The organism is uncultured Microbacterium sp., from assembly GCF_900078385.1.
Classification (GTDB): domain Bacteria; phylum Actinomycetota; class Actinomycetes; order Actinomycetales; family Microbacteriaceae; genus Microbacterium.
Window position 1 is genome coordinate 141631 of the sequence record NZ_FLQR01000001.1, and the last position, 26552, is coordinate 168182.

General features: G+C 71.9%; 30 protein-coding genes and 1 tRNA gene. 19 read left to right on the plus strand and 12 right to left on the minus strand.

Annotated features, from left to right (window positions below; all coding sequences use genetic code 11):
* Window positions 1–13 precede the first annotated feature (13 nt).
* A complete protein-coding gene (locus tag QZL85_RS00690) occupies window positions 14–988 on the minus strand; it encodes a YafY family protein (RefSeq protein WP_295572389.1) in 975 nt (324 codons plus the stop codon).
* Window positions 989–1086: 98 nt separating this feature from the next.
* Here QZL85_RS00690 and QZL85_RS00695 point away from each other — a divergent pair, with 98 nt between their 5' ends.
* The 4 genes from QZL85_RS00695 to QZL85_RS00710 all read left to right on the plus strand — a co-directional run bounded on the left by QZL85_RS00695 (window position 1087) and on the right by QZL85_RS00710 (window position 3086).
* Window positions 1087–1551 (plus strand): VOC family protein, encoded by a 465-nt coding sequence (locus QZL85_RS00695; protein ID WP_295572392.1) that lies wholly within the window; start codon window positions 1087–1089, stop codon window positions 1549–1551.
* A gap of 115 nt (window positions 1552–1666) precedes the next feature.
* On the plus strand, window positions 1667–2107 hold the full coding sequence (locus QZL85_RS00700; RefSeq protein ID WP_295572395.1) for a DUF1801 domain-containing protein: 441 nt from the start codon (window positions 1667–1669) through the stop codon (window positions 2105–2107).
* Complete coding sequence (gene arr, locus QZL85_RS00705) at window positions 2104–2514, plus strand: NAD(+)--rifampin ADP-ribosyltransferase (protein ID WP_295572398.1); 411 nt, start codon at window positions 2104–2106, stop codon at window positions 2512–2514. The genes QZL85_RS00700 and arr overlap by 4 nt, the downstream gene beginning before the upstream one ends.
* Before the next feature lie 2 nt (window positions 2515–2516).
* The gene (locus QZL85_RS00710) at window positions 2517–3086 is read left to right on the plus strand and encodes an alpha/beta fold hydrolase (protein WP_295572400.1); all 570 of its coding nucleotides are present in this window, start codon (window positions 2517–2519) and stop codon (window positions 3084–3086) included.
* A gap of 70 nt (window positions 3087–3156) precedes the next feature.
* Here QZL85_RS00710 and QZL85_RS00715 read toward each other — a convergent pair whose 3' ends face one another.
* The 6 genes from QZL85_RS00715 to QZL85_RS00740 form a co-directional block, all read right to left on the minus strand.
* On the minus strand, window positions 3157–3282 hold the full coding sequence (locus QZL85_RS00715; protein ID WP_295572402.1) for a hypothetical protein: 126 nt from the start codon (window positions 3280–3282) through the stop codon (window positions 3157–3159).
* A 76-nt stretch (window positions 3283–3358) separates the two neighbouring features.
* Entirely contained in the window at window positions 3359–3652 is a 294-nt protein-coding gene (locus tag QZL85_RS00720) for a hypothetical protein (protein ID WP_295572404.1), read from the minus strand.
* 112 nt (window positions 3653–3764) lie between these two features.
* Window positions 3765–3956: a hypothetical protein gene (locus tag QZL85_RS00725; RefSeq protein WP_295572406.1), complete on the minus strand. Its 192-nt coding sequence runs from the start codon at window positions 3954–3956 to the stop codon at window positions 3765–3767.
* Between the two features lie 113 nt (window positions 3957–4069).
* The gene (locus QZL85_RS00730; protein ID WP_295572407.1) at window positions 4070–4753 is read right to left on the minus strand and encodes a thioredoxin domain-containing protein; all 684 of its coding nucleotides are present in this window, start codon (window positions 4751–4753) and stop codon (window positions 4070–4072) included.
* 107 nt (window positions 4754–4860) lie between these two features.
* Complete coding sequence (locus QZL85_RS00735; protein WP_295572408.1) at window positions 4861–5229, minus strand: Lsr2 family protein; 369 nt, start codon at window positions 5227–5229, stop codon at window positions 4861–4863.
* A 44-nt stretch (window positions 5230–5273) separates the two neighbouring features.
* On the minus strand, window positions 5274–6131 hold the full coding sequence (locus QZL85_RS00740) for a response regulator transcription factor (RefSeq protein ID WP_295572410.1): 858 nt from the start codon (window positions 6129–6131) through the stop codon (window positions 5274–5276).
* A gap of 129 nt (window positions 6132–6260) precedes the next feature.
* On the opposite strand from QZL85_RS00740, the gene QZL85_RS00745 reads away from it, so the two are divergent.
* Window positions 6261–6608 (plus strand): DUF485 domain-containing protein, encoded by a 348-nt coding sequence (locus QZL85_RS00745; protein ID WP_295572412.1) that lies wholly within the window; start codon window positions 6261–6263, stop codon window positions 6606–6608.
* The gene (locus tag QZL85_RS00750) at window positions 6605–8227 is read left to right on the plus strand and encodes a cation acetate symporter (RefSeq protein ID WP_295572414.1); all 1623 of its coding nucleotides are present in this window, start codon (window positions 6605–6607) and stop codon (window positions 8225–8227) included. Before QZL85_RS00745 ends, QZL85_RS00750 begins: the two co-directional genes overlap by 4 nt.
* 71 nt (window positions 8228–8298) lie before the next feature.
* Here QZL85_RS00750 and QZL85_RS00755 read toward each other — a convergent pair whose 3' ends face one another.
* A complete protein-coding gene (locus QZL85_RS00755; RefSeq protein ID WP_295572416.1) occupies window positions 8299–8826 on the minus strand; it encodes a methylated-DNA--[protein]-cysteine S-methyltransferase in 528 nt (175 codons plus the stop codon).
* Window positions 8827–9011: 185 nt separating this feature from the next.
* Here QZL85_RS00755 and QZL85_RS00760 point away from each other — a divergent pair, with 185 nt between their 5' ends.
* Together QZL85_RS00760 and QZL85_RS00765 are read left to right on the plus strand one after the other, a co-directional pair.
* Entirely contained in the window at window positions 9012–12728 is a 3717-nt protein-coding gene (locus QZL85_RS00760) for an AAA family ATPase (protein WP_295572418.1), read from the plus strand.
* Entirely contained in the window at window positions 12718–12921 is a 204-nt protein-coding gene (locus QZL85_RS00765) for a hypothetical protein (protein WP_295572420.1), read from the plus strand. The genes QZL85_RS00760 and QZL85_RS00765 overlap by 11 nt, the downstream gene beginning before the upstream one ends.
* Before the next feature lie 4 nt (window positions 12922–12925).
* Here the strand turns inward: QZL85_RS00765 and mscL are convergent, their stop codons facing one another.
* Genes mscL through QZL85_RS00780 form a run of 3 tightly spaced genes read right to left on the minus strand, consistent with a single transcriptional unit; the run spans window position 12926 to window position 14300 of the window.
* A complete protein-coding gene (mscL, locus tag QZL85_RS00770; protein WP_295572421.1) occupies window positions 12926–13381 on the minus strand; it encodes a large conductance mechanosensitive channel protein MscL in 456 nt (151 codons plus the stop codon).
* A 35-nt stretch (window positions 13382–13416) separates the two neighbouring features.
* The gene (locus QZL85_RS00775) at window positions 13417–13698 is read right to left on the minus strand and encodes an FmdB family zinc ribbon protein (RefSeq protein ID WP_295572423.1); all 282 of its coding nucleotides are present in this window, start codon (window positions 13696–13698) and stop codon (window positions 13417–13419) included.
* Between the two features lie 14 nt (window positions 13699–13712).
* On the minus strand, window positions 13713–14300 hold the full coding sequence (locus QZL85_RS00780) for a 5-formyltetrahydrofolate cyclo-ligase (RefSeq protein ID WP_295572426.1): 588 nt from the start codon (window positions 14298–14300) through the stop codon (window positions 13713–13715).
* 82 nt (window positions 14301–14382) lie between these two features.
* Between QZL85_RS00780 and galU the strand changes: the two genes are divergently transcribed.
* From galU to QZL85_RS00825, 9 genes are all read left to right on the plus strand, one after another.
* A complete protein-coding gene (gene galU, locus QZL85_RS00785) occupies window positions 14383–15261 on the plus strand; it encodes a UTP--glucose-1-phosphate uridylyltransferase GalU (RefSeq protein ID WP_295572429.1) in 879 nt (292 codons plus the stop codon).
* A 25-nt stretch (window positions 15262–15286) separates the two neighbouring features.
* Window positions 15287–15916: a GNAT family N-acetyltransferase gene (locus QZL85_RS00790; protein ID WP_295572432.1), complete on the plus strand. Its 630-nt coding sequence runs from the start codon at window positions 15287–15289 to the stop codon at window positions 15914–15916.
* Window positions 15917–16024: 108 nt separating this feature from the next.
* Window positions 16025–17038, plus strand: a complete 1014-nt coding sequence (locus QZL85_RS00795) for a large exoprotein (RefSeq protein ID WP_295572434.1) — start codon at window positions 16025–16027, stop codon at window positions 17036–17038.
* Window positions 17039–17104: 66 nt separating this feature from the next.
* Window positions 17105–17177, plus strand: a tRNA-Ala gene (locus QZL85_RS00800).
* 313 nt (window positions 17178–17490) lie between these two features.
* Window positions 17491–20076 (plus strand): nitrite reductase large subunit NirB, encoded by a 2586-nt coding sequence (gene nirB, locus QZL85_RS00805; protein WP_295572436.1) that lies wholly within the window; start codon window positions 17491–17493, stop codon window positions 20074–20076.
* Window positions 20073–20429, plus strand: a complete 357-nt coding sequence (nirD, locus tag QZL85_RS00810; protein WP_295572438.1) for a nitrite reductase small subunit NirD — start codon at window positions 20073–20075, stop codon at window positions 20427–20429. Before nirB ends, nirD begins: the two co-directional genes overlap by 4 nt.
* A gap of 1 nt (window position 20430) precedes the next feature.
* Entirely contained in the window at window positions 20431–21666 is a 1236-nt protein-coding gene (gene cobA / locus QZL85_RS00815; protein ID WP_295572440.1) for a uroporphyrinogen-III C-methyltransferase, read from the plus strand.
* Complete coding sequence (locus QZL85_RS00820) at window positions 21663–22793, plus strand: uroporphyrinogen-III synthase (RefSeq protein WP_295572442.1); 1131 nt, start codon at window positions 21663–21665, stop codon at window positions 22791–22793. Before cobA ends, QZL85_RS00820 begins: the two co-directional genes overlap by 4 nt.
* Complete coding sequence (locus QZL85_RS00825; RefSeq protein WP_295572444.1) at window positions 22790–23485, plus strand: sirohydrochlorin chelatase; 696 nt, start codon at window positions 22790–22792, stop codon at window positions 23483–23485. The genes QZL85_RS00820 and QZL85_RS00825 overlap by 4 nt, the downstream gene beginning before the upstream one ends.
* Before the next feature lie 145 nt (window positions 23486–23630).
* On the opposite strand, the gene QZL85_RS00830 is transcribed toward QZL85_RS00825, so the two are convergent.
* On the minus strand, window positions 23631–24518 hold the full coding sequence (locus tag QZL85_RS00830) for a formate/nitrite transporter family protein (protein ID WP_295572446.1): 888 nt from the start codon (window positions 24516–24518) through the stop codon (window positions 23631–23633).
* A gap of 185 nt (window positions 24519–24703) precedes the next feature.
* On the opposite strand from QZL85_RS00830, the gene QZL85_RS00835 reads away from it, so the two are divergent.
* Together QZL85_RS00835 and QZL85_RS00840 are read left to right on the plus strand one after the other, a co-directional pair.
* A complete protein-coding gene (locus QZL85_RS00835) occupies window positions 24704–25276 on the plus strand; it encodes a winged helix-turn-helix domain-containing protein (RefSeq protein ID WP_295572448.1) in 573 nt (190 codons plus the stop codon).
* A complete protein-coding gene (locus QZL85_RS00840; protein WP_295572451.1) occupies window positions 25273–26475 on the plus strand; it encodes an MFS transporter in 1203 nt (400 codons plus the stop codon). Before QZL85_RS00835 ends, QZL85_RS00840 begins: the two co-directional genes overlap by 4 nt.
* Window positions 26476–26552 lie beyond the last annotated feature (77 nt).

The following is a 26552-nucleotide window of genomic DNA, read 5'->3' on the forward strand; positions in this document are numbered from 1 at the left end:
ATGGGGGCTGGCGTCAACGGGTCGCGGCCGCGCGTGTCCGAACAGCGAGTTGCGCGAACGCCTCGGTGAGCTCCGCCGGCCCGACGACCTCGATCTCCGCATCGAACCGGCACAGCGATGCCGCGAGCGCGACCCACGACCAGGATCCGGCCGTGAGCCGACAGCGGTCGGCGTCGATCGCGTCGACGGTGCCGTCGCCGATGAACGGGCGGACGGCATCCGCCGACAGGTGCAGGATCACGGTCCCCGTGCACGGCCAGCCGTCGCCCTCCGCTGAACCCTTGAACCGCGCCGCGACGTACGCGCGGGCATCGCCGCCCGGTACCCCGCGCGGCGGGAAGCGCGGACCGGTCGGCGTGCGCGGGGAGATACGGTCCGCGCGGAAGATCCGCCAGTCGTCGACATCGAGATCCCACGCGACGAGGTACCACCGGCCGTCGGACGCGATGAGATGGTGCGGTTCGACCCGACGCGGCGGCCGCGCTCCATCGGCATCCGCCCGCACGCTCGCGTAGTCGAACCGCAGCACCTCGCGCGCGCGGACCGCCGCGGACAGGGCGATGAGGACGTCGGGGGAGACCGGGTCGACCGGCCCGCCACCGGGGCGAGCGAGAGTAGAGAACTCGACCGCGTTCATCCGGTGCCGGAGCCGCGACGGCATCACCTGCCGGATCGTCGTCAGCGCACGCAGCGCGGCTTCCTCGATGCCCGCGCCGGTCGCGGTCGCCGCCTGCAGCGCGACGGTCATGGCCACGACCTGGTCGTCGTCGAAGAGCAGGGGCGGCAGTTCGCTGCCGGCATCCATTCGGTACCCGCCATCCGGTCCCATCGTCGCCTCGATCCGGTAGCCCATCTCGCGGAGCCGGTCGATGTCGCGGCGCACCGTGCGGTGGCTGATCTCCAGCCTGTCGGCGAGGACGGCGCCGGGCCAGTCGCGACGTCTCTGCAGCAGAGACAGGAGCTGCAGCAGTCGGGAGGTCGTCGGCATGTCTCGAAAGTAGCCAGAGTGTAGGACAAAAACCGTCCTACACGGTTGCCAGAGTGGATGTCGTCGGGACGCGCCCGGCCACCTTCTGAGGAGCAGACATGACCATCACGACCACCACCCACCTCAACTTCCGCGGCGAGGCCCGCGCCGCCCTGGAGTTCTACCGGTCGGTCTTCGGCGGCGACCTCACGATCGCGACGTACGGCGAGGTCGGCATGCCCGCAGATGTGCCAGGCGCCGAGAACGTGGTCTTCGGGCAGGTCCACGCCGCAGATGGGTTCCGCGTCATGGCGTACGACATCCCCGGGCCGGCCGACGCGCCGGCGATCGCGGGCCAGACGCGCCGCGAGAACGGCATGACGATGACCGACCAGCCGTTCTTCGTCTCGGTGCGCGGCGACGCGCTCGACGAGGTGCGGCGGTACTGGGATGCGCTGTCGATGGGCGCGTCGATCGTCGAGCCGCTCGCGGCATCGGCGTGGAGCCCGGGCTTCGGCATGCTCACCGACCGGTTCGGCGTGACCTGGATCCTCGATGTCGCCGCGGTGCAAACGGGGGAGTGAGACGGTGGGCGCCGCGGCGTGGGACTCACTCGCGCCGCGGGGCCTGGCTCGTGTCGGGCGGGCGGAGTATCGTCCCCAGCGATCGATTCCTCCTCGACGGCAGGGATGAGGCGCAATGACGGATGGCGACGGCCGCTCGGTCGATGAGTACCTCGCGACGCTCGATGAGCAGACGCGTGCGGACAGCGAGACGCTGATCGCGATGATGCGGCGCATCAGCGGCCTGGAACCCACACTCTGGAACGTGGGCACCATCGGGTTCGGCACCTACCACTACAAGTACGCCACCGGCCGCGAAGGCGACGGCCACACGATCGGCTTCTACCCGCGCAAGGGCAAGCTCACCGTCTACCTGATGGACGGCACCGCGCGCCACGAAGGGATGCTGGCGCAGCTGGGCAGCCACTCCACGACGGGGTACTGCGTGTACATCAAACGGCTCAGCGACGTCGACCTGTCCGTGCTCGAGCAGATCGTCGCGGACTCGTACGCGTTCATCGAGGCCAAGGCGGCGGACGGCCCGATCCGCGAGATCTTGTGGAAGGAATCGGCGTGAGGCGGCCGTCGGATGAGGGCCCGTTCTTCCACGGCACGAAAGCCGACCTGCGGGCCGGCGACCTTCTGACAGCCGGCTTCCCGTCGAACTACCGGCCCGAGATCGTGATGAACCACATCTACTTCACCGCGACCCGTGACGGCGCGGGGCTGGCGGCCGAGCTCGCGCCCGGCGACGCCGCCCCGCGGGTCTACGCCGTCGAGCCGACCGGCGACTTCGAGGACGATCCCAACGTCACCGACAAGAAGTTCCCCGGCAACCCCACCCGCTCGTACCGCAGCGGCGCCCCGCTCCGCGTGCTCGGCGAAGTCACCGACTGGACGCGACTGGCGCCGGAGGCGCTGCAGGAGTGGCGTGACCGCGTGGCGGCGCTGCGCGCGGACGAGCGCGGCGAGATCCTCAACTGACCATGACCACCATCATCTTCCTCCACGGCGCCGGCGCAGGTGCGTACGACGAGGACGCCCGGATGGTCGCCGGGCTCGCGCGGCACCTGGGCGACGACGACACGATCGACTATCCCCGGCTGCCGGAAGAGGACGGCGGCGACGACCAGGCGTGGCATCGCGTCATCGGCCATGCCCTCGAGCGGGCGCACGCGCCCGTGTACCTCGTCGCCCACTCGGCCGGCGGATACGTTGCCGTGAAGCACCTCGCCACCCATCCGGTGGCGGTGGACGTGGCGGGGCTGTTCCTCATCGCGGCGCCGTTCCCCGGCGGCGACCCGGATTGGACGTTCCCGGGCTTCGAGCTCCCCGAGGGCTTCGGTCGTGCGCTCCCGGCCGGGATGCCCGTCTATCTCTACGCCGCCGAGGACGACGAGGTCGTCCCGTTCGCCCACCGCGACCTATACGCTGCGGCGATCCCCGGGGCGGTGGTGCGCACCGTGACCGGCGGGCACCAGCTCGGCGATGATCTCGCGGCCGTCGCCGCCGACATCCGGGCACTGGCGGAGTCCCGGTCACGGCTCGCCCGCTGAGAGACGTGGCAGAAGCGGAGTGAACCCCACCTCTGCCACGTGAGCGCTCCGACTCCGTCGGCGGAGGCGCTCAGCGCTTGCGCGGCTTGATGAACGGGCCGTCGGCCTCGGTCGTCCGCTTCTGCGCGCGCTTCTCCTTCAGCGTCATCTGCGGCGCCTTCTTCGCGCTCTTCTTCGCTCCGGTGTCTTTTGCCATGGTGATACTCGCTTCCCTTCGTCAGCTGGCGGGTATCCGAGTGACCATAGCCCACCGGCACCCGAAAGCAAGTCGGCTACATGCTGGACTCGAGCCACCACTCCACGTCGTCGAGCATCAGGCGGTGCGCCGCCGCGGCCTCCGTCTGGTTTTCCGGTGGCGGCGTATCGCGTTCTTCGATGTGCTCGATCGTGACCGACGACGACGGCGTGATGAGGACGTCGACCCGACGATCCGCGTCGCGACGCAGTGCGACGAAGTCGCCGCCCGCGTGCACCGCATCCACGATCCGCTCCTTGACCTCCGCCTCATCGCCCTCGGCCAACGGGAAGAACTCGTTGTCGATGACGACGTAGTGCGAAGTGGGCATGGTCTGGTTCCAAACCTGGTCTGCGTTGCTCAGACAGTACGGGGCGGACGCCGTTCCCGGCGACCTGTTGACCAAGCCGCGGCGAGAGGCCACAATGCCGGTCACGACATGATCACGAGAGCCCCTCGCCCTCGAACTCCTCGTCCGCGTCGCCGGACACTTCGTTCTCGCCGTCAGGCGCGGCGACACCCGTGTCCTCGCCCTCCGCCTGGGACGGGTGACCGGAGGTGCCCTCGGGGGGACCGGTAGGACGGTCCGGGTCTTCGCCTTCGGCCTGGCTGGGCTTGGGATCATTGAGGCTCATCGCCGCTTCCTCTCGTCGAACGCTGCGGCAGGATCCACCCCGCCATCGCACGCGACGTTAGCCGTGCGCGGATGCCGCGGCCACGGTCTTGACAAGGGGAGGTCCGAGGCTGGTCAGCCCGCGGCGGCCACCGCATCCTGCAGTCGCTGCGCGTTCGTCGCGCCGTCGGTGATCTCGAACACCGCGCCGTCGACGAGCAGGATCGGCACGCCGTCGACGACGCGTTCGGTCCCGTCGATGGTGCGGCCGAGCCAGTGCTCATTGGATGCCGTGACCCACGCGCCGAACCGCTGCGCGGCGACGGCATCGGCGATGTCGGCGGTGACGCCCGCCTCCGCCGCGAAGGCGAGGATCTCCTCGTCGGTCGGGGCTCCCGCCTCGGTCAGCTGGTGCTCCTGCAGGAGTGCGTAGAGGGCAGGCAGGCGATCGCCCTGCCCGGCGTCGACCGTGGCGGCCAGCGCGTTGGCCGCGCGGGTCGACCAGTCGGTCTCGTCGCCGTGCTTGGCGCTCACGAAGTTGAGGGGATGGAGGGTGAGGGTGATCGCGTCATCCGCGACCCACTGCTCCAGCAGCGCGCCAGTCTCCGCCTCCAGAGCCTGGCAGTAGGGGCAGGACAGGTCGGTCCAGAGCTGGACGTCAACGGGGCCGGCGCCAGCGGTGAGGCCGTAGCCGTCGGCGGTGGCGGGAGCAGCCGACGCGGCCGCTGTCGGCGCCGCGGTCGAGGCTGCCTGGCAGCCGGTGAGGAGGAGAAGCAGAGCGGCGGCGGCGACCAGCGCGCGCGGCGAACGGGAGGTCATGCTCCCGTCCTACTGTCGTCGCTCGTTCCCGATGAAATGCTTCGTGGGGCGTCGACAGTGGGCTTCACCCGTATGGTCAGACCATATGGAGGGTGCCGCCAAACCGGTCAGTGCGCGGCGTCGTAGGCATCCAGCACGGCGGCCGGGACGCGGCCGCGTTCGGACAGGGTGTACCCGTTCTCGGCCGCCCACGCGCGGACGGGGGTGTAGTCCCGCTGCCCCGAGCGCTTCTGCCGGCGGGCGCCGCCGGACGATCCGCGCGGGGACGACGTCGACGCCCCGCCGCGCGCCGAGATGGACCGCGCGGCCGCGATGTACGGCGCGAGCGTCGCGCGCAGCGCGTCGGCGTTGCCGTCGGTGAGGTCGATCTCGTACGCGGTGCCGTCGAGCGAGAACAGCACGGTCTCGCCGGAGCCGACCTCGAGGACGGTTCCGTCGAGGTCATCGACGAGCTGGTGGACGATTCTGCGGGCCATGGACAGAGCCTAGTGAGCGGGGGCCTGCGAGCGACAGGAATCGCTCAGGGGAGGAGGCCGGCGCGCCGCGCCTTGGCGACCGCGGCGTGGCGGGTCGAGGCATCCAGTTTCGACATCGCCGCCTGCAGATACGACTTGACGGTGCCCTCGCGCAGAGCGAGCGACGCACCGATCTCGGCGTTCGTCGCACCCAGCGCGCAACAAGCCAGAACGTCCAGCTCGCGCGGCGAGAGGCGCACGTCGAGCTTCTCGCCGCCGTCGCTGTCGTCGCGGGAGATGGATGCCAGGCGCGCCTCGACGGCGGCCAGCCGCTCCCGGATCGCCGCGTCGGACACGGATGCGGCGATGCTCCGGAGCTCTGCGAAGCTCTCCCTCAGATCTTCCTGCGCGGAGGCGGAGAGGGTCGGCAGGGGCTCGGTCGGCGTCACGTTCCGCAGCCGGCGCTCGACCTCGTCGCGGACGCGGAGCTCGGTCGCGATGCCGTCGGCCGCGCGGAACGCGGGGCGTGCGACGAGATCGCCCACCGGCGCCTGCGACCACGACCCGCAGTACACGATGCCGCGCGAGCGACCGGCCACGACGATGGGGACGGCGAACAGCGTCGCGATGCCCTCGCCGAGGATGACCCGGTCGTAGTCGTGGGTGATCGAGCGGGCGGTGCGGTAGTCCAGGGCGAGCCGCGGCCGCTTCTCGATCATGGCGGCGCCGCCGAGGCCCCGTCCCTCGTGGACGATGAGGCCGTCGAGGTTGCGCGTGCGGGCCCCGGAGACGGCCAGGACCTCCACGGAGCCGGCTTTCTCGAGCCCGGCGAAGACGATGGGGAAGCGGGTCTGGCGTGCGAGATCGGTCACGGCGCGGCTGACGAGCTGCGTGTCACTCTCGATCTCGACCGATGATCCCACTCGGTACCCACTTCCGGGGGTGACGACGATGTCACCGCTTTTCGTAGCGTCGACCCTACCACGCAGGCTGTCGTCGCCGACGGGCGCGTGCGAGCACCGCTGCTCACACTCATGAGGCAAGGAGGCCACATGTCCCATCCCGTGAACGATGCCCCGCCAGGCGGCATCGACTACGTCGCCGTCGAGGAATCACCGCGGTTCGTCGAGCTGAAGAAGAAGCACCGCAGCTTCGTCTTCCCGCTCGCCGTGTTCTTCCTCGTCTGGTACTTCGCCTACGTGCTCCTCTCGTCGTTCGCCCCGGACTTCATGGGGCAGTCGGTGTGGGGCAACATCAACGTCGGCCTGCTCCTGGGCCTCGGCCAGTTCGTCACGACCTTCGCGATCACGATGTGGTATGTCTCGTTCGCCAACCGCACGCTCGACCCCATCTCCACCGAGATCCGTGAGCAGCTCGAAGAGCAGGAGGCCACCGCATGAACGACGTCTTCGCAGCCGTGCCGGCGGCGGTCACGACCACCGAGAACAACCCCGTCCTGAACATCTCGATCTTCGGGGCGTTCGTCGCGGTGACGCTCTTCATCGTCATCCGCGCCAGCCGCAACAACAAGACGGCGGCGGACTACTACGCCGCCGGACGCTCCTTCACCGGGCCGCAGAACGGCTTCGCGATCGCCGGCGACTACCTCTCCGCCGCCTCGTTCCTCGGCATCTGCGGCGCCATCGCGATCAACGGCTACGACGGATTCCTCTACTCCATCGGCTTCCTCGTCGCGTGGCTCGTCGCGCTGCTTCTCGTCGCCGAGCTCATGCGCAACACCGGCAAGTTCACGATGGCCGACGTGCTGTCGTTCCGGCTGAAGCAGGGTCCCGTCCGGATGGCGGCGGCGCTCACGACCCTCGCGGTCTGCTTCTTCTACCTCCTCGCCCAGATGGCGGGCGCCGGCGGTCTCGTCTCGCTGCTGCTCGGCATCAACGACCGGATCGGCCAGTCGATCGTCGTCGCCGTCGTCGGCATCCTGATGATCGTCTACGTGCTCGTCGGCGGGATGAAGGGGACGACGTGGGTGCAGATCGTCAAGGCGTTCCTCCTCATCGGCGGCGCCATCGTCATGACGATCTGGGTGCTCGCGATCAACGGGTTCAACCTCGACACGCTGCTCGGCAGCGCCGTCGCGGCGTCCACGAGCGAGCCGGCCGAGGCGATCCTGAAGCCGGGCCTGCAGTACGGCGCCAACCCGTGGGACTTCATCTCCCTCGCGATCGCGCTCGTCCTCGGCACCGCCGGCCTCCCGCACGTGCTGATGCGCTTCTACACCGTGCCGACCGCCAAGGAGGCCCGTCGCTCGGTGGTGTGGGCGATCTGGCTCATCGGCCTGTTCTACCTGCTGACGCTCGTCCTCGGCTTCGGCGCCGGCGCGCTCGTCACGCCGGACGTGATCAAGGCGGCCCCGGGTGGCGTCAACTCGGCGGCACCGCTCCTGGCCGAGGCCCTCGGCGGCCCGTTGCTGCTCGGCTTCATCTCGGCCGTGGCGTTCGCGACGATCCTCGCGGTCGTCGCCGGCCTCACGATCACGGCGGCGGCGTCGTTCGCGCACGACATCTACGCCAATGTCGTCAAGAAGGGCAAGGTCGCGCCCGACGGCGAGGTCAAGGTCGCCCGTCGCACCGTGATCGTGATCGGCATCCTCGCGATCATCGGCGGCATCGGCGTGCAGGGGCAGAACATCGCGTTCCTCGTGGCGCTCGCCTTCGCGGTCGCCGCGTCGGCGAACCTGCCGACGATCCTGTACTCGCTGTTCTGGCGCCGCTTCACCACCCGCGGCGCGGTGTGGAGCATGTACGGGGGCCTCGCGGCGGCGATCGTCCTCATCCTGCTGTCCCCGGTGTTCTGGGGCACGGAGACGAGCGTGTTCAAGAACGTCGGCACGGCGATCTGGCCGCTCAACAACCCGGGCATCGTCTCGATCCCGCTCGGGTTCTTCCTCGGGTGGCTCGGCACGGTGACGACCCGCACCAAGGAGGACCCGAAGAAGGCCGCCGAGATGGAGGTCCGCTCGCTCACCGGCTACGGCGCCGAGAAGGCGACGCACCACTGAGCCGACACAGCGAGCGGACAGGCGCGGCCCCGGGGAAGACCCCGGGGCCGCGCCCGCGTGCGTCCGGCGGCCTACGCGCCCGACGCCCGCCCCTCGGGCGGTGCGCTCTCCAGATCGAGGAGGAACCGCTTCCGTTCGGGGCGGCCGCCGTACTCGCCGATGGACCCGTCGCTGCGGACCACGCGATGCGCGGGCACCACGATCGACATCGGCGTCCGCGCGCACGCCGTGCCCACGGCCCGGTTCGCGCCGGGCGAGCCGGCCATGATCGCGACTTCGGCATAGGACGCCGTCTCGCCGTACGGGATGTCGCACACGGCCTCGAGGGCCGCGCGGACGAACCCGGTCACGAGCCGCCAGTCCAGCGCAAGGTCGAAATCGCGCCGGGTGCCGGCGAAGTACTCGTCGAGCTGCCCCGCGACCATCGCGGTGGCCTCCGCATCCTCGGCGGGGACCGCATGCAGCCGCGCGGACAGCCCGCTCAGGACCGCGTCGGCGGGGCCGTCGAGGACGTCGAGACTGACGAGGCCCTCATCGGTGACGACGATGAGGGCCTCGCCGATCGGTGTCGGGTGCACCGAGTACGCGGGGGAGGTCATGCCTCCATGATGGCGCCCGCGGATGCCGGCGACCGCCTCGCAGGACCGGCCTGTGGATCACGGCCGCCGGGCCGGCGCGGGGGAGGAAGCGCTGATCGGACCGGCGCGTCGCGCCGAGGCGGCAATCCCGCGAAACTCGGGGGTGCTGCACGGAACGCGCAGGTACGCCGCCTAAGGTTTCTCGTGTGTGGCGAGCAGAGGGCAATGCCGCGCCCGGCGTGAGCGACGTCGAGCGCGAGGTGCCGGTGACCCCATCCGACCTCGAGCTGTCAGAACCGGGAGTCGTCGTGGGACATGTCGCCGAGACCGAGCGCGGCCGACTCCGCGAGGAGGCCGCGCAGCTGGGCGGGCCGTCCACCCTCCTGCACTACTCGGATGCCGGCGACGCGGGCATCGAGATCACCAACGCCCACCCCGGCAGCCTCCCGCAGTTCATCACCGGCCGCTCGACGCTGCTGTCCAACCTGTTCCGCGACGAGGTGGCGCTGCGGACCGCGCGGCTGGCCGCCGAGCGCATCGCGGCGAAGGACGTCGAGCTGCGGACCGCGCGGGGCCTGGACACCGTCCACCTCGCCGTCGGCATGGCATCCTGGCGGATCGGCGGGGTCGCCTACAGCGCGCCCGTCCTGCTCCGCCCCCTCGCGATCCGCCGGCACCACTCCGACTTCGACCTGAAGCTGCACGGCGCGTTCACCGTGAACCCCGAGCTCGTCCAGGCCGCCCGCACCCACTTCGGCCTCGACCTCGACGGCCGCGCGCTCGCGAGCCTCGCGCACGACGCCGGCGTCTTCAAGCCGCAGCCGGTCATCGACCACCTGCGCGCGCTGACCGCCCACGTCGACACCTTCACGGTGCAGCCGCGGCTCATCGTCTCCACGTTCGCCGATGTCGCCTCGCACATGGAGCGCGACGGCGGCTCCCTCGACCACCCGGTGCTCAACGCGCTCGCCGGGCACGAGGCCGACCGCGAAGACCTCGCGCTCGTCCGCGGCATCCCGCAGGCCGTCAGCGCCGACGAGCGTCCGCCCGCCTCCGACCGGCTCCTCCTCGACGCCGACGCGGAGCAGGAGGCCCTGCTGGCGCGGATCATCGCCGGTCAGCCGCTCGCCGTGCACACGCTGCCGGGCACCGGCGGCACCCAGACCGTCATCAACGCGGTCGGCGAGCTCGTCCGCGCCGGCAAGCGCGTTCTCGTCGTCAGCGCCCGTCGCTCGACGCTCGAAGGCGTCCGGCACCGGCTCGGCAAGATCGGGCTCCCGGGCCTCGCCGTCTCCCCGAGCCGGCTGCACCGCGACCTCATCCGCGCGATCGCCCGCAACGAGAAGGCAGAACAGCCCAAGGTCGCCGAGGTCGACGACGCGCTCGTGCGCCTGCGGACCGTCCTGCGCGACTACCGCGGGTCGCTGACCGGACGGCATCCACAGATCGGCGTCTCACCGCTCGAGACCCTCCGGACCCTCGCGACGATCGCGAAGTCGACGCCGCAGCCCTCCGCCGAGACGCGGTTCGACCTGTCGACCCTGCAGACCCTCTCCACCCGCCGCGCCGAGGCCGCGACGGCCCTCGCGACCGCCGCCCGGCTCGGCGAGTTCCGCTTCGGGCCGGACGACTCGCCCTGGTACGGCGTCGCGTTCTCGACGACCGAGCAGGCCCGCTCCGCGCACACCCTCGCCGGGCGCCTGCACCGCCACGAGGTGCCGGCGATCCTCGAGCGCGGCTACGAGCTCATCGGGCAGACCCGCATGCGTCCGTTCTCGACGGTCGCGGAGATGGGCCAGTACATCCGCCTCCTGCAGGGGATCCGCGCGTCGCTCGACCGGTTCAGCCTCACGGTCTTCGAGCGTCCGCTGGACGAGCTCATCCAGGCCCACGGTCCGCGCCGCGACGCGTCGACCATGTCCGCGAGCAACCGCCGCCGCCTCAAGCGCCTCTCGAAGGAGTACGTGCGCCCGGGGATGCACATCACCGACATGCACGAGTCGCTCCTGCGCGTGCAGCAGCAGCGCACGCAGTGGCAGCGGCTCGTGCAGGCCGGCGTCACGCCGGAGATCCCGCTCGGACTCGACGACGTCGCGACCGCGTGGCAGCGCGTGGATGCCGATCTCACCGACCTCGACCGTGCGCTCGGACGCACCGAGGCCCTCGCCGGGCTCCCGATCCCGCACCTGCTGCGGACGCTGGCCGGTCTCGCCGCCGACTCCGACGTCTTCGACAACCTCGTCGAGCGCGCGACGCTCCGCGGCGAGCTCGCCGAGCTCGGCCTGGAGCCGCTGCTCACCGAGCTGTCGGTCCGGCACGTGCCGGAAGACCGCGTCGCGACCGAGTTCGAGTTCGCCTGGTGGCAGTCGGCGCTGGAGGCCATGCTGCGCAGCGACCGTGCGCTGCTCGGCGCGAACACCTCCGTCGTCGACCGCCTCGAGCGCGACTTCCGCCTCGTCGACGAGGCGCACGCCGCGTCGGCCGGGCCGCTCCTGGCCGCCGAGCTCGCCACCCGCTGGAAGATCGCGATCGTCGACGAGGCCGGCGAGGCCGCGGCGCTGAAGTCCGCCCTCCGCGGCGGCACCGCGACCCCGGCTGAGCTGATCTCGACGGCGCCCACGCTGCTGCGCACCCTCGCCCCCGTGTGGCTCGCGTCGCCCTACGAGGTGCCCGCCATCCCCGACCACCCCGACTTCGACGTCGTCATCATCGCGGACGCCGCGGCGATCTGCCTCGCCGAGGCCGCCCCCGCCGTGCGCCGCGCACGCCAGGTCGTCGTGTTCGGCGACCCCGTGACGCAGAAGCCCACGCCGTTCCGGGTCGGCGCCGGCCTCGTGGTGCAGGAGGACGAGCCCGAGGTGCCGTTCGACGAGACGAGCCTCTTCGAGCGGCTCGCCGACCTCGTCCCCACCGCGAAGCTCACGCGCAGTTACCGCGCGGGCGGCGAAGACCTCGCCGAACTCGTCAACGACGCGTTCTACGACGGCGAGCTGGTCTCCCTGCCCTGGGCGGGGTCCTACCTCGGGCGGGGAAGCCTCAGCGTCGACTACGTCGAGGGCGGCTCCGGCGCGCCCGACCCCGTCACGGGCGCCGTCGAGAGCCCCGACGCCGAGGTCGCGCGCGTCGTGACGCTCGTCGTCGAGCACGCCGTCAACCGCCCCACCGAATCGCTCATGGTCGTCACGGCCTCCACGCGCCACGTCGAGCGCGTCCGTGCCGCCGTCGCGGCCGCGTTCGCCGGACGGTCGGACGTCGCCGACTTCGTCGGCCGCGACACCGCGGAGCCCTTCGCCGTCCTCGGGCTCGAGGAGTCGGTCGCGGAGAGCCGCGACCGCGTCATCTTCTCCCTCGGCTTCGGTCTCACCAAGCACGGCCGGGTCCTCAGCGACTTCGGCGACCTGTCCGGCACCGACGGGGAGCGCCTCCTCACGGTCGGGATGACGCGGGCCCGCCGCTCGATGGTCGTCGTGTCCTCCATCCGCCCCTCGGCGTTCGACGACGGACGGCTCGAGTACGGTGCCGCGACGCTCATGACGATCCTCGGCGGGGTCGCCGCCCGTGCGCGCGAGTCGCGGCTGGAGGACCTCGCCGACCCGCTGACGCTCGCCCTCGCGCAGCAGCTGCGCGCCCTCGGAGTCTCGGTCGACGTCGACTACCGGGGTCTTCTGCCCCTGGTCGCGCAGTACAAGGGCAAGGCCGTGGTCGCCGAGAGCGATCCCGAGACGACGGGGGAGTCGCTGCGCGAGGCGCTGCGCCTGCGTCCCCAGGTGCTGCGCCGCCTCGGCTGGCACTACATCCGCGTGCACGCGTTCGACCTCTACAGCGACCCCGCCGGTGTCGCATCCCGGGTCGCCGCGATCCTCGGCGTGCAGCCGCAGACGCCGACCGCCGCCGCCGAGACGCAGCCGATCGATGTCCCGTGACGAGCGCCAGCGGATCGAGCGGGTCCCGGGATCTCGTCGCGTCCGCCTGACCCCCGCGCCCGGCACGATCGCCGAGCCGCTCGCCGTCGATGAGGCCGAGACGATGGATGCCCCGGCCGACGCTGCACGCGCGGCCGGGGCATCCGGACCCAATGACGAGCGCCTGCGGAACGACGTCCCGCCGCACTACTGAGGGATCAGGGGAGGCGGGTGGCGCTCGGAGGAGTGGCGCCGGGAGTCGATCCGGGGGTGCCGTTCTTCTCCAGCAGGTCGCGGATCTGGATCAGCAGCTCCGCCTCGGTCGGCAGCGGCTCCGCGTCCTCGACGACACCCGCCTTGGCGGCCTGACGCTCCTTGAACCTGTTCATCGGCACGACGAAAACGAAGTACACGACGAGCGCGACGGCCAGGAACGTGATGAGCGCCGTGATCAGGTCGCCGAGCGGGAACACGACCTCCTGGCCGTAGATGCCCGTGAACGTCGGCCCGATGTTGCCGTTCGCGTCGGGCTGGTAGAAGAGCGCGACGATGGGCGTGACGACGCTCGCGACGATCGCGTTGACGACGGCCGTGAACGCACCGCCGATGACGACGGCGACCGCGAGGTCGATGACATTGCCGCGCAGGATGAAGTCTTTGAAGCCCTTGAGCATGTGAGCCCTCTTTCGTCAGCCGGCTCGCACCGGGTTTACGATCCCGACGCTGCGGGCGAGGCCTTTGCCTCGGACTTCGATGATGGCGCAGAAGAGGAGGCGCCGCCACCGCCGGATCCGCCGGCGCCCGAGCCTGCGGCGGCGCGCGAGTCGGTGCGGTAGAAGCCCGAGCCGTTGAAGGTCACGCCGATCGAGCCGTACTCCTTGCGCAGGGGACCGGCGCACACGGGGCACTCGGTCAGGGTGGGCTCGGAGAAGGACTGGGTCGCGTCGAAGCGATGTCCGCACTCCTTGCAGGCGTAGGCGTAGGTGGGCATGGGTCCTCGGGTGGTCAGTGGATGAGCGAGACGGTGCGCGTCGGGGTGACGACGCCGCTGACGGGCTGGTCGTGCAGGTCGCGGGGGACCTCGTCGACCAGCTCGGAGTCGAAGATGACGGCGTAGACGGGCGGGCAGCGCTCCATCGACCCGATGGTCTTGTCGAAGTAGCCGCGGCCCCAGCCGAGACGCATGCCGGTGCGGTCGACGGCGGCGGCGGGGATGACGAGGAGGTCGACGTCGTTGACGGCGAGCGGGCTCAGCACGTCGGCGACCGGCTCCGGCATCCCGAAGATGCCCTCGGTCACGTCGGCATCCGCTTCCGCGACGGCCCAGTCCAGCAGCCCGTCCGCCCGCGTGATCGGCAGCAGCACCCGGATGCCGCGCTGCACGGCATCCCGGATGAACGCGCGCGTGCCGGGCTCGGTCGTCGTCGAGAGGAAGCACGACATCGAGCGGACGCCCAGATCGTCGACGAGCCGATCCAGCTGGGCCTTCACGCCCTCCTCGGCGGACTCGAGGGCGGCGGCGGAGCGCTGCTGGCGGCGCTCGCGGAGGTCGGCACGCAGCGCTCGCTTCGCGTTGTCGATGCCGTCGGTCATGGGTCCGATTGTAGGCGGCTCATGGCGCGCGAAGGCGTCGGGGATCGGAGGGCGTCGGCGCGGCGTCGATAGAGTGGGCATCATGCCTCATTCGCGCATCAAAGCCGTCATCCCCGCCGCAGGCCTGGGCACCCGGTTCCTGCCGGCTACGAAAGCCATGCCGAAGGAGATGCTGCCGGTCGTCGACAAGCCGGCCATCCAGTACGTCGTGGAAGAAGCCGTGCAGGCCGGGATCGACGACATCCTGATCATCCTCGGCCGCAACAAGAACAACATCTCGAACCATTTCGACTCGGTTCCCGAGCTCGAATCCCGCCTCACCGACAAGGGCGACCTCGACCGGTTGCGCAAGGTGCAGGAGTCCAGCGACCTCGCCGACATCCACTTCGTGCGCCAGGGCGAGCCGAAGGGCCTCGGGCATGCCGTGCTCCGCTCGCGAGCCCACGTCGGCACCTCGACCTTCGCGGTCCTCCTCGGCGACGACCTCATGGACGAGCGCGACCCGCTCCTGACCACGATGATCGCGGAGAACGAGCGCACGGGACTCACGATCATCGCCCTCATGGAGGTCGACCCCGCCCACATCCACATGTACGGCGCGGCCGCCGTCGAGCCGACGGACGATCCGGATGTCGTGAAGGTCACGGGGCTCGTCGAGAAGCCGAACCGGGAGGATGCGCCGTCGAACTACGCCGTCATCGGCCGGTACGTGCTGACGCCCGACGTCTTCGACATCCTGGAGCGGACCGAGCCCGGCAAGGGCGGCGAGATCCAGCTCACCGACGCCCTGCAGGAGCTGGCCGTCACGACCGGCGTGTACGGCGTGATCTTCCGCGGGCGTCGCTACGACACCGGCGATAGAGTGGATTACATCAAGGCCATCGTGCAGCTCGCCGCCGACCGTGACGATCTCGGACCCGAGCTGCGCCCATGGCTGAAGGACTTCGCGTCGCGGCTGTGACGGCGCTTCGTCGAGGGGGACCCGGATGGATCTGACGGTTCCCCGCCGGAACGGGCCGGTCTCCATTCGCCTCGTCCGGCAGCGCGACGCGCGGGCACTGCAGGATGAGCTGCTCAGCAACCGCTCCTGGCTCCGGCCGTGGGAGGCCACGAGCCCCGACGGGCCGGTCTCCTTCGACATGCGTGTCGGCATCCGGCGCCTCCTGCAGCAGTATCGGGACGGCGGGGGAGTGCCCCTCGTCATGGAGCACGACGGCGACATCGCCGGACAGCTGAACGTCTGGGGGATCGCCCGGGGCTCGCTCGCGTCGGCGACCATCGGCTACTGGGTCAGCGAGCGCTTCGCGGGCCGCGGGATCACCCCGACCTCCGTCGCGCTGGCGACCGACCTGTGCTTCAGCGAGCTGCGCCTGCACCGCATGGAGATCTGCATCCGGCCGGAGAACCAGGCGAGCCTGCGGGTCGTGGAGAAGCTCGGCTTCCGCTACGAGGGGCTCCGGCGCCGCTACATCCACATCGACGGCGACTGGCGCGACCACTACGCCTTCGCCCTCGTGCGCGAAGAAGTGCCCGAGGGCGTGCTCGAGCGCTGGGTGTCGGGGCGGGCGCCCGTCGGTGCGGCCACCATCCCGCCGGCGGACCGTCGGGCGGAGTAGCCGCGCGCCTCGCGGGAGGTCCGTCGCGAACCTTCGAGTTCGACTCGAACTTCAGACACGCGGGCGGATGCGGGCTCCGCGAGGCCTCGTGCACCTACCGTGGACCGCATGGGTGGGCAGGTTCTGGGCGGCGGCGTGGTGGTGCTGGTCGCCGTCGTGCTGTGGATGGTCTATCTGCTGCCGTCCTGGCACTCCCGCCACCAGTACAACGCCGCCGAGCGCAACGCCGTCCGCCTCAACCAGGCGCTGCGCGTGCTCGCCGAGACGAGCCAGACGCCCGACGAGGTCCGCCTCGAGCTGAACGCCCGCACCGCCCTCGCCCAGCAGAAGCTGGCACGTCGCGCGCAGGCCGAACGCGAGAGCGCCGAGCTCGAGGGTGCCCGCGCCGACCTGGAGACCGCGCGCGCGGAGGCCGAGGTCGTCCGCGCCGAGGCCGACATCGCCCGTGCGCAGGCCCGCGCCGAGGCCGAGATCGCCCGCGCCCACGCCCTGGCCGAAGCCGCCGTCGCGCGGGAGCGCGCCGCCGCCGAGACCGCGGTCGCCGCGTCGGCGCCCGCCGTCCGCCGCGCCCGCGCACGTCGCCGCGCGCGCCTGATCTTCACCCTCGTCGGCCTGGCCTCCGTGGCCCTCGCCGGCTGGGGCGCCGTCATCGTCGTCTCGACCGGCGCGCAGTTGCTGCTGTGGGCCGGTGTCTCCGTCGCCGTGGTGTGCGGATTGATGCTGCAGCGGATGACCGCCGTGCAGCGCCGCTCCGCCGTGCGCGTCGTCGCCGTCGACGCCGGAGCGCTCCGACCCGCCGTGTCGGTGCAGGATGTCGCGCTCGGCGCGGACCGCGAGGCCTGGACGCCGCGTGAACTGCCCCGCCCGCTCACGGCCTCCGCGGGATCCCGCGCGGCCGCCGTGCTCGACGCCGCCGCCGCCCGCGAAGACCTGCGTCGCGCCGCCCTCGACGAGGCGATGCGCGAGCGCGCCGAGGCCGCCGCGCCGCCGTCGATCGACGAGGCGCGCCGCACCCGCGCCGCCTCCGCAGCGCCGGACTTCGGCACCATGGGACGCGTCGACGACGCCGAGATCGAGGCGCACGTGCGCCGCCTGCTCGAGCGCCGCGCCTCCGGTCAGTAGCCCGCCGGAGACGGCATCCGGCGTGCGGGTGACACCGCTGGTCGTGATAGTGTTTTCGAGGTCCACGGGCCTGTGGCGCAGTTGGTAGCGCGCTTCGTTCGCAATGAAGAGGTCAGGGGTTCGAATCCCCTCAGGTCCACCGGAGAAAGCCCCCGCTCGTCGGGGGCTTTCGCGTTTCCCGGGGTCTGCGCCGTTCCGGCGCGGCTGCGCAAACCGCAGGATGCGGTGTGACGGGCGGGGCGGGTGAGCCTCGGCAGTCACAGTCGTCACGCCCGATCCTGCGGGTTGCATCGGCGCTGGTCGCCGCGGAACTCACATTCGGTCACAGCAGACTGTGAGGAAGACGTTCGACCGGGGTAACCCAATGCGCGCCCCCGCCGAAACACCCTCCTCGTAGCGTCGCCTGCACGACTTCATCGCTCGACCCCGGTCGACGATCGGCAGGAGGCCCCGTGTCAGACATCCTCTCCCCTCTCCGGGAACGCATCGTGGTGGTGGGCGCCGGCATGGTGGCCCACCGCTTCCTGGAGAGCCTCCTCACCCGCACGGACGAGAACCTCGACGTCACCCTCATCGGCGAAGAGGGCCGCCACCCGTACGACCGGGTCGGGCTGACCGGCTTCTTCGGCGGGCGCGGCGACGACGAGCTGACCCTGGACCCCGTCCACATCGACGCCGACCCGCGCGTGCGGTTCCTTCCGGGCGACCCGGTACGGCGCATCGACCGTGCCGAGCGCCAGGTCGTCACCCAGTCCGGTGAGGTCGTCGGGTACGACCGGCTCGTGCTTGCGACGGGGTCGTACGCGGCCCGCCTCGCCGTCGACGGGTTCTCGCTCCCCGGCTGCTTCGTCTACCGCACCCTGGGCGACGTCGCGGGGCTGCAGGCGTTCGTCGAGGCCCGCTCGCGCGAGCTCGGCCGGCCGCTCACCGGGCACGTCATCGGCGGCGGCCTTCTGGGCCTCGAAGCCGCCGGTGCCCTGCAGCAGCTGGGCGTCGAGGCCACCGTCGTCCAATCCAGCGACCGCCTCATGTCGGCGCAGCTCGACCTGCCGGCGGGCACGGCGCTCGCGCGCCTCATCGAGGCCCGCGGCATCCGCGTGCGCACCGGTGCCCTGACGACCCTCCTGACCCCCGACCGCAGCGGCAGCGTCGCGGCGCTGGAGTTCCGCGACGGCAGCCACGCCGCGGCCGACGTCGTCGTCTTCACGGTCGGGGTGCGTCCGCGCGACGAGCTCGCGCGCAGCGCGGGGCTGACCTGCGATCCGCGTGGCGGTGTCGTCATCGACGAGCGCTGCGACACCGACGACCCCGCTGTCATGGCGATCGGCGAGGTGGCGAGCTTCGGCGGCATGGCCGTCGGGCTCGTCGCTCCTGGCTACGCTATGGCCGAGGTCGCGGCCACCCGCATCCTGGGCGGCGAGGCGACCTTCGACGGCTACGACCTGTCGACGAAGCTCAAGCTCACCGGCGTCGACGTCGCGAGCTTCGGCGACGCGTTCGCCGAGACCCCCGGCGCCCTCGACGTCGTCTACGCCGACCCCGCGGCCGGCGTCTACAAGAAGCTCGTCCTCTCCGACGACGCGAAGACGCTGCTGGGCGGCATCCTCGTCGGCGACGCGTCGGCGTACGGGTCGCTCCGGCCGCTGCTCGGCACCGCGCTCGGGGCCGACCCCGCGGCGTTCCTCCTGCCCGAGGGCGGCGTCGAGCTGCCCGGCGGCGATCTGCCCGACGAGGCGATCGTGTGCTCCTGCTCCGCCGTGACCGCGGGACGCATCCGGCATGCCGTCCACGAGGAGGGCTGCACGGATGCCGCCGCCGTCAAGGCGTGCACGAAGGCCGGCGCGACCTGCGGTTCGTGCGTCGTCGCGGTGGGCAAGATCGTCGGGCGCGAGCTCGGCAAGATGGGCAAGACCGTCTCGCACGCGCTCTGCGAGCACTTCGACCTGTCGCGGCGGCAGCTCTTCGACGCCGTCCGCGTGTCGGGCCTCACCACGTTCAGCGCCGTCATCGAGCGGTTCGGCCGCGGGCGCGGGTGCGATGTGTGCAAGCCCGCGCTCGCCAGCATCCTCGCCGTCCTCACCGGCACCCACGTGCTCGACGGGGAGAACGCGACGCTGCAGGACACCAACGATCACGTCATGGCGAACATGCAGAAGGACGGCACCTACTCCGTCGTGCCGCGGATGCCGGGCGGCGAGGTGACCCCCGACGGGCTCATCACGATCGGCGAGATCGCCCGCGACTTCGCGCTCTACACGAAGATCACCGGCGGCCAGCGGGTGGACATGTTCGGGGCGCGACTCGAGCAGCTGCCCGACATCTGGCGACGACTCGTGGATGCCGGCTTCGAATCGGGGCACGCGTACGGCAAGTCCCTCCGCACCGTGAAGTCGTGCGTCGGCTCGACGTGGTGCCGCTACGGCGTGCTCGACTCGGTCGGGATGGCCGTGCGCCTCGAGCTGCGGTACCGCGGCCTCCGGGCGCCGCACAAGCTGAAGCTCGGGGTCTCCGGGTGCGCGCGCGAGTGCGCCGAGGCGCGGTCGAAGGATGTCGGGGTCATCGCGACCGAGAAGGGCTGGAACATGTACGTCGGCGGCAACGGCGGCTACTCGCCGCGGCACGCGGAGCTCCTCGCCGAAGGGCTCGACGACGACGGGCTCATCACGGCCATCGACCGTTACTTCATGTACTACATCCGCACCGCCGACCGCCTGCAGCGCACCGCCCCCTGGATCCAGGAGCTCGAGGGCGGGCTCGACGAGCTGCGCGCCGTGATCTTCGACGACAGTCTCGGCATCTGCGCCGACTTGGATGCCGCGATGGCGGGGCACGTCGAGGGCTACGAGGACGAGTGGGCCGCGACCCTCGCCGATCCGGAGAAGCTCCGGAGGTTCGAGTCGTTCGTCAACGCCCCGACGACGCCGGATCCTTCCTTGGCGTACGTCGCCGAGCGCGGGCAGGTGCGCCCCGCGACCGAGGACGAACGGCGATCCGAGGCCGTGCTCATCGCGAGCACGACCCTGGCGGTCCGGCGATGAGCGCCGTGACGGCCACCCGGACCTGGGTGCGGATCTGCGCGATCGGCGACCTCGAGGTCGAGCGGGGGCGCGCCGCGCTGCACGGCGATGTGCAGGTCGCGCTCTTCCTGCTCCGCGACGGGACGGTGCACGCCGTGTCGAACCGTGACCCCTACAGCTCAGCCCAGGTCATCTCACGCGGTATCGTCGGCACGAAAGGCGACGCGCCCACGGTCGCGTCGCCCATGTACAAGCAGGTCTTCGACCTGCGGACCGGCAGCTGCCTCGAGGCGCACGGCAAGGACCCGCGATCCCTGCAGGTATGGCCCGTGGCCCGACGCGGCGATGACATCTACCTGCGGTGGGAGGAGTGAGATGACCACGATGCTCGGAGTCTCCCTCGCCGGCCGCGACGTCCTCATGGTCGGCGGCGGTCCCGTCACGGCCCGCCGTCTGCCGCGCTTCCTCGCCGACGGGGCGCGGGTGCGCATCGTCGCCCCCGAGCTCGCGCCGGAGACGCGCGCCCTCGTCGAGGCGCACGGCCTCGTCTGGTCGGCCCGCCGGTTCCGGCGCGCCGACCTCGCCGGCGCGTGGCTCGTGCACACCGCGACCGGTGATCTCCGGGTCGACGTGGCCGTCGCCGCGGCCGCCGAGCGCCGCCGCGTGCTGTGCGTCAACGCGTCCGACGGCGCGCACGGCAGCGCGCGGCTCACCGCGCAGACCACCTCGGGCGACGTCATCGTCGGCGTCGTCTCCGACGCCGGCGTCGACCCGCGGCGCTCCGCCTCGGTGCGCGACGCCATCGCGCTGCTGTTCGCCGGTGGAGCCCTGCCGCTGCGGCGGCGGCGCAGCGGCGCGCCCGGCCGCGTCGACCTCGTCGGCGGCGGCCCCGGCCCCGTCGACCTCCTGACGGTGCGCGCCCGGCGCCTCATCGCCGAGGCCGACGTCATCGTCGCCGACCGGCTCGGTCCCGCCGCCGAGCTGCTCGCCGAGCTCCCCGCGGACGTGCTCCGCATCGACGTCGGCAAGGAGCCGGGCTCCCATCCCGTGCCGCAGGAGGAGATCAACGAACTCCTCATCACGCACGCCCGCGCGGGCAAGCGCGTCGTCCGGCTCAAGGGCGGCGACCCGTTCGTCTTCGGCCGCGGCGGCGAGGAGGTCCTCGCGTGCGTCGCCGCCGGCATCCCCGTCGACGTCGTCCCCGGCACGAGCAGTGCGATCTCGGTGCCGCAGGCCGCCGGCATCCCGGTCACCCATCGCGGGACCGCGATGGCGTTCCACGTCGTCAACGGCCAGGCCGACGTGACGCCCGCGACCCTCGCCGCCCTCGCAGACGACGCCGTGACCACCGTCATCCTGATGGGCGTACGCGCCCTCCCGCGGATCGCGGAGGCCGCGCGGCGGGCGGGCGTCGCAGACGATCGGCCCGTCGCGATCGTCGAGAACGGGCACACGCCGAGCCAGCGGACGACCCACACGACCCTCGGGCGCGCCGCCGACGAGGCCCGCGCCGTCGGGGTGCGCAACCCCGCCGTGATCGTCGTGGGCGACGTCGCGCGGGCTGGGTTCCTGCTCCCCGCCCCTGCGTGGATCGGAGAAGCGACCCGGTGACCGAACGCGAGCCGCTGTCGGCGGCGCTGCAGGGCTGCACGATCGTCATCGCCGTGGATCGGCGTTCGGGCGAACTCGCTGCCGCGCTGGAGCGACACGGCGCGCAGGTGCGCGCGGCGCCCGCGCTCACGATCGTGCCGCACATCGACGACGCGGCACTCCTCGAACGGACCCGCGAGCTCATCGCCGACCCGCCGGACATCGTGGTCGTGTCGACGGGCATCGGGTTCCGCGGCTGGATCGAGGCGGCCATCGAGGCCGACCTCGTGACCGGCCTGACCGAGGCGCTCGAGGGCGCCCAGATCGTCGCACGCGGACCGAAGGCGCGGGGCGCGATCCAGCAGGCCGGGCTCACGGCGGACTGGGTCGCCGAGTCGGAGACCTCCGCGGAGCTCGGCGAGTACCTCGTCGCGCAGGGCATCGCGGGTCGGCGTATCGCCGTGCAGCACCACGGCTCGGGCGCGGACGGCCTCGACGAGCTCTTCGCCGGCCACGGCGCCGACGTGGTCAGCATGACCGTCTACCGGTGGGGCCCGCCCGCCGACCCGGATGCCGTGCGCCGCTCGGTCGCGCAGACCGCGTCCGGCGAGGTCGACGCGGTCCTGTTCACCTCGGCGCCCGGAGCGTCGCAGTGGCTCGCCGAGGCGGAGCGCGACGGTGCGCTCGACGCCATCGCGCGCCGCTCGCAGACCGGCCGGCTGCTCGTCGCGGCCGTCGGACCGATCACGGCCGGTCCGCTGCAGGATGCCGGGCTGCGCACGACGATCGCCGAGCGCGGCCGCCTCGGCTCGCTCGTCCGCTGCGTCGTCGGACACTTCGGCGGCGGCGGCGCCCCCATCCACGAGACCGTCGGCGGCCGGCTCGAGCTGCGCAGCGGGGGAGCGGTGCTCGACGAGCGCTTCGTGCCGCTGTCGCGCTCGGGCGTCGAGCTGCTCGGGATGCTGTTCGACGCGGCCGGCAGCGTCGTGCCCCGCGAGCGGCTGCAGAGCTCGCTCTCCCGCTCGGCGCCCAGCACGCACGCCGTCGAGATGGCGGTCGCGCGGGTGCGCGAGGCCCTTGGCGCCCCGGATGTCATCAAGACCGTCGTCAAGCGCGGCTACCGCCTGAACGTGCGGGGCGACGGATGACGACGCTCGTCGCCTGTTCGCACGGCACCCGCTCACCCGTGGGGCGCCAGGTCGTCGCCGCGATCGTCGAGGCCGTCCGCGCCGAGCTGCCCGACGTCGATGTCCGCCCCGCGTTCGTCGACGTCGAGGAGCCGGAGATCGGCGGCGTCGTCGCCGGCGTCACGGGCCCGCTGGTCGTCGTGCCGCTCCTCCTCTCCCGCGGCTATCACACGAAGGTCGACATCGCGCGGGCCGTGGGCACACGTGCGGATGCCGTCCAGACGGCGCCGCTCGGCCCGCATCCGCTCATGTCGGAGGTTCTGGTCGCGCGTCTCGCCGAGACCCTCGGCCCGGAGGGCCTGCGGCCCGGCGACCATCTCGTGCTCGCCGCCGCCGGGTCGTCCGAGGCCGTCGCCGCCGTGGACGTCGAGGCGACCGCCGCCGACCTGCGGAGGCACGTCTCGGTGCCGGTGTCGGTCGGCTTCGCCGCCGGCGCGACACCCCGGATCGCCGACGCCGTCACGCAGGCCCGATCGGACGGCGCCGCGCGGGTCGTGTGCCTGAGTTACGTCCTGGCCCCGGGGCACTTCGCGGACGTCGTGCGTGCCGCGGGCGCCGACCTCACGACCGCACCGCTCGGCGCCGATCCGCGCATCGCGCGCATCGTGGCGGACCGGTTCGCGGCGGCCCTGCGGGAGTCCGGCCGGGTCTGAGACCCCGGGTCTGAGAGCCGAGGTCCGTGGCCCCGGCGGATGTGCCGTTGCGCCCGTGCTGCTGTGATCGCCTGAGCCCGGCAGCCGCCCCCAGCACACGGGAACGCCCCCGCCGACGAGTCGGCGGGGGCGCGTTTCCGGGGGGTCAGGGCTGCGAGACGAGCTCTGGGGCCACGGGCGCGACGGCCGGGGCAGCCGCCGCCTTCGGGCGCCGGACCCGCACCGTCGGGATCCGCGCGGGGGCCGTGCGCCCGTGCGTGGCGTACATCGTCGCGGCGACGAACGTGAGGCCGCCCACGAGGTTGCCGATGACGGTCGGGATCTCGTTCCAGAGGAGGTAGTCCCACAGCGTGAAGTCGGCGCCCAGGAGCAGCCCCGACGGGAACAGGAACATGTTGACGATCGAGTGCTCGAAGCCCATGTAGAAGAAGAGCATGATCGGCAGCCACATGCCGATGACCTTGCCCGCGACGCTGTCGGACATCATCGCGGCCACGACGCCGGTGGACACCATCCAGTTGCAGAGGACGCCGCGGATGAAGAGGGTCAGCATGCCGGCGGCGCCGTGGTCGGCGTAGCCGATCGTGCGGCCGTGGCCGATCTCGCCGATCGCCTGGCCGACGGGGCTGGGCTCGGTGGAGAAGCCGTAGGTGAAGTAGATCGCCATGAGGATGGCGACGAGGAACGCGCCGCCGAAGTTGCCGAGGAACACGAGCCCCCAGTTGCGGAGCACGCCGCCGATCGTGACGCCGGGGCGCTTGTCCACCCAGGCGAGCGGCGCGAGGGTGAAGACGCCGGTGAGCAGATCGAAACCGAGCAGGTAGAGCAGGACGAATCCGACCGGGAAGAGCACGGCCCCGAGCAGCGGCTGGCCGGTCTGCACTGAGACCGTGACCGCGAACGCGGCGGCCAGCGCGAGGATCGCGCCGCCCATGACGGAGCGGATGAGGGTGTCGCGGGTGGACATGAAGACTTTGGACTCGCCGGCATCCACCATGCGGGTCACAAGTTGAGCGGGCTTGACGTAGGACATCTGGGCCTCCAGATCGGTGACGCATCCGAGTGAGTGGGCTTCAGCATCTCTCGTGTGCGTTTCCGGCGGCCGTTCGCGGTGTTGCACGGCGCGAACACTCCGCTCACATCCGCCCGGAGGCGTCGGTGAGAAGGTCTATGAAAGAACTCTTGCGCAAGATATCTTTCACAGCGTACGCTCACCGCATGCCGGAGCAGTCGTTGCAGCGCGTCACCGATCCGTCGCGCCTTCGGGCGCTCGCGCACCCACTCCGGGTGCGGCTGTTCGACCTGCTCAACGACCATGAGCTCACGGCATCCGAATGCGCGGCGCGCGTGGGGGAGTCGCCAGCGAGCTGCTCCTTCCATCTCCGCACCCTCGAGAAGTACGGCTTCATCGAGCGGGCGCCCGCACGCGGCCGCGAGAAGCCGTGGCGGCTGGCCGCGCCGTCGTGGGACATGCGGCCGGATCCCGCGCAGCCCGCGTCGCTGAGCGCCCTGCAGCAGATCGCGCTGACCGGGCTCGAGCTCGACGCGGAGCGGACGCGGGCGTTCATCGCGGCGATGCCGTCCGAGACCGACGAATGGCTGCAGGCGTCGACCATGACGCGCAGCACGTTCTGGGCGACCGCGGAGGAGCTCGCGGAGCTCAGCCGCGACCTGCAGCAGATCACCGAGCGGTTCGCCGGCCGGTCGGCCGACCCGTCCCTCCGCCCGCCGGGCGCCCGCTACGCGCGGATGCTGGCCGTGGCCCACGCCGATCCCGCGGAGGGCGCGTGACCACGTCGGTGTCGGCGTGGACGGCGCCCGGGTTCCGGCGCCTCGCCACCGCCTGGGTGTTCACGAACCTCGGCGACAGCGCGCTGTACCTGATGGTCGCGGTCTGGGTGAAGGACCTGACCAGATCCGACGTCGCCGCCGCGTTCGTGTTCGTGAGCCTCGGCATCCCGGCCGTCCTCGCCCCGTTCCTCGGCATGCTCGCCGACCGCTTCTCCCGGAAGCGTCTGCTGATCCTCGCGAACGTCCTCATGGTGCCGGTCGTGCTGAGCCTGTGGTTCATGACGGATGCCGACACCGTCTGGGTGTCGTACGTCGTGATCCTGCTCTACGGCTCGTGCGGCTACCTCACCGCCGCCGCCCAGTCCGGGATCATCCGCGGGATGCTGCGCGACGAGCAGCTCGCATCGGGCAACGGCGCCCTGTCGACGATCGACAACGGCCTGCGGCTGCTGTCGCCGCTCATCGGCACCGTCCTGTACGTGGGTCTCGGCCCGCACGCCGTCGTCGTGCTCACCGCCGCGTGCTTCGCCGTCACCGCCGTGATCCTGCTGGGGCTGCCCGTGCCCGACGCGTCGGGGGAGCGCGGCGCGTCGCGCGGCTACCTGCGCGAGCTCGTCGCCGGGTTCGAGCACCTCGCGCTCGTACGGCCGCTCCGGTGGGTGACCCTCTCGATCGCGATCGCCTTCGGGGCGACGGGGCTCCTCAACGTGCTGGTCTTCCCCGTCCTGGACGGGATGGGCGCACCGGCCGCCGCCCTCGGCTGGCTCGTGCCGGTGCAGGGTGCCGGGGCGCTCGTCGGCGGCATCCTGTCGGCCCGGTTCGTGCGCGCCCTCGGCGAGCCGCGCACGGCGGCGCTCGGGATGGGGCTGCTCGCGATCGGGTCGATCCCGCTCGTGTTCGGGTCGCTCGCCGTCGCGGCGGGCGGGATGGCGGTGATGGGATTCGGCATCCCGCTCACCGTCGTCGCCTTCGCGACGCTCCGCCAGCGCCTCACGCCGCACGACCTGCAGGGGCGTGCGGCGGCCGCCGGCAACGTCGCGATCAACCTGCCGCAGACGCTCGTCTCGATCCTCGGCGCGGCGCTCATCGCGAGCGTCGACTATCGGGTGCTCGTGTGGGTGACGGTGGCGGTCGTGGCCGCCGGGGGGATGCTGGCACTCGCGGCCCGCGTGCCGCGGCCCGCGCCGGCGCCGGCGTGAGCCGGCGAGCAGAGCGGCGCTGAGAGCGGCCGGAGCGAGCGGCACTGCTGGCAGGGGCCGATTGTCGGTCCGGGTTC

Excerpts from the sequence above, each read along its gene's own strand:
- QZL85_RS00735 (WP_295572408.1), bottom strand. The coding sequence starts at position 5,229 with ATGGCCCGCAGAATCGTCCACCAGCTCGTCGATGACCTCGACGGAACC.
- QZL85_RS00690 (WP_295572389.1), bottom strand. The coding sequence starts at position 988 with ATGCCGACGACCTCCCGACTGCTGCAGCTCCTGTCTCTGCTGCAGAGA.
- QZL85_RS00780 (WP_295572426.1), bottom strand. The coding sequence starts at position 14,300 with ATGACCGACGGCATCGACAACGCGAAGCGAGCGCTGCGTGCCGACCTC.
- QZL85_RS00725 (WP_295572406.1), bottom strand. The coding sequence starts at position 3,956 with ATGAGCCTCAATGATCCCAAGCCCAGCCAGGCCGAAGGCGAAGACCCG.
- QZL85_RS00765 (WP_295572420.1), top strand. The coding sequence starts at position 12,718 with ATGTCCCGTGACGAGCGCCAGCGGATCGAGCGGGTCCCGGGATCTCGT.
- QZL85_RS00830 (WP_295572446.1), bottom strand. The coding sequence starts at position 24,518 with ATGTCCTACGTCAAGCCCGCTCAACTTGTGACCCGCATGGTGGATGCC.
- cobA (WP_295572440.1), top strand. The coding sequence starts at position 20,431 with ATGACCACGATGCTCGGAGTCTCCCTCGCCGGCCGCGACGTCCTCATG.
- QZL85_RS00825 (WP_295572444.1), top strand. The coding sequence starts at position 22,790 with ATGACGACGCTCGTCGCCTGTTCGCACGGCACCCGCTCACCCGTGGGG.
- QZL85_RS00720 (WP_295572404.1), bottom strand. The coding sequence starts at position 3,652 with ATGCCCACTTCGCACTACGTCGTCATCGACAACGAGTTCTTCCCGTTG.
- QZL85_RS00730 (WP_295572407.1), bottom strand. The coding sequence starts at position 4,753 with ATGACCTCCCGTTCGCCGCGCGCGCTGGTCGCCGCCGCCGCTCTGCTT.
- QZL85_RS00695 (WP_295572392.1), top strand. The coding sequence starts at position 1,087 with ATGACCATCACGACCACCACCCACCTCAACTTCCGCGGCGAGGCCCGC.
- QZL85_RS00715 (WP_295572402.1), bottom strand. The coding sequence starts at position 3,282 with ATGGCAAAAGACACCGGAGCGAAGAAGAGCGCGAAGAAGGCGCCGCAG.
- QZL85_RS00745 (WP_295572412.1), top strand. The coding sequence starts at position 6,261 with ATGTCCCATCCCGTGAACGATGCCCCGCCAGGCGGCATCGACTACGTC.
- galU (WP_295572429.1), top strand. The coding sequence starts at position 14,383 with ATGCCTCATTCGCGCATCAAAGCCGTCATCCCCGCCGCAGGCCTGGGC.
- QZL85_RS00835 (WP_295572448.1), top strand. The coding sequence starts at position 24,704 with ATGCCGGAGCAGTCGTTGCAGCGCGTCACCGATCCGTCGCGCCTTCGG.
- QZL85_RS00795 (WP_295572434.1), top strand. The coding sequence starts at position 16,025 with ATGGGTGGGCAGGTTCTGGGCGGCGGCGTGGTGGTGCTGGTCGCCGTC.
- QZL85_RS00700 (WP_295572395.1), top strand. The coding sequence starts at position 1,667 with ATGACGGATGGCGACGGCCGCTCGGTCGATGAGTACCTCGCGACGCTC.
- nirD (WP_295572438.1), top strand. The coding sequence starts at position 20,073 with ATGAGCGCCGTGACGGCCACCCGGACCTGGGTGCGGATCTGCGCGATC.
- QZL85_RS00755 (WP_295572416.1), bottom strand. The coding sequence starts at position 8,826 with ATGACCTCCCCCGCGTACTCGGTGCACCCGACACCGATCGGCGAGGCC.
- QZL85_RS00710 (WP_295572400.1), top strand. The coding sequence starts at position 2,517 with ATGACCACCATCATCTTCCTCCACGGCGCCGGCGCAGGTGCGTACGAC.
- QZL85_RS00790 (WP_295572432.1), top strand. The coding sequence starts at position 15,287 with ATGGATCTGACGGTTCCCCGCCGGAACGGGCCGGTCTCCATTCGCCTC.
- QZL85_RS00775 (WP_295572423.1), bottom strand. The coding sequence starts at position 13,698 with ATGCCCACCTACGCCTACGCCTGCAAGGAGTGCGGACATCGCTTCGAC.
- QZL85_RS00750 (WP_295572414.1), top strand. The coding sequence starts at position 6,605 with ATGAACGACGTCTTCGCAGCCGTGCCGGCGGCGGTCACGACCACCGAG.
- mscL (WP_295572421.1), bottom strand. The coding sequence starts at position 13,381 with ATGCTCAAGGGCTTCAAAGACTTCATCCTGCGCGGCAATGTCATCGAC.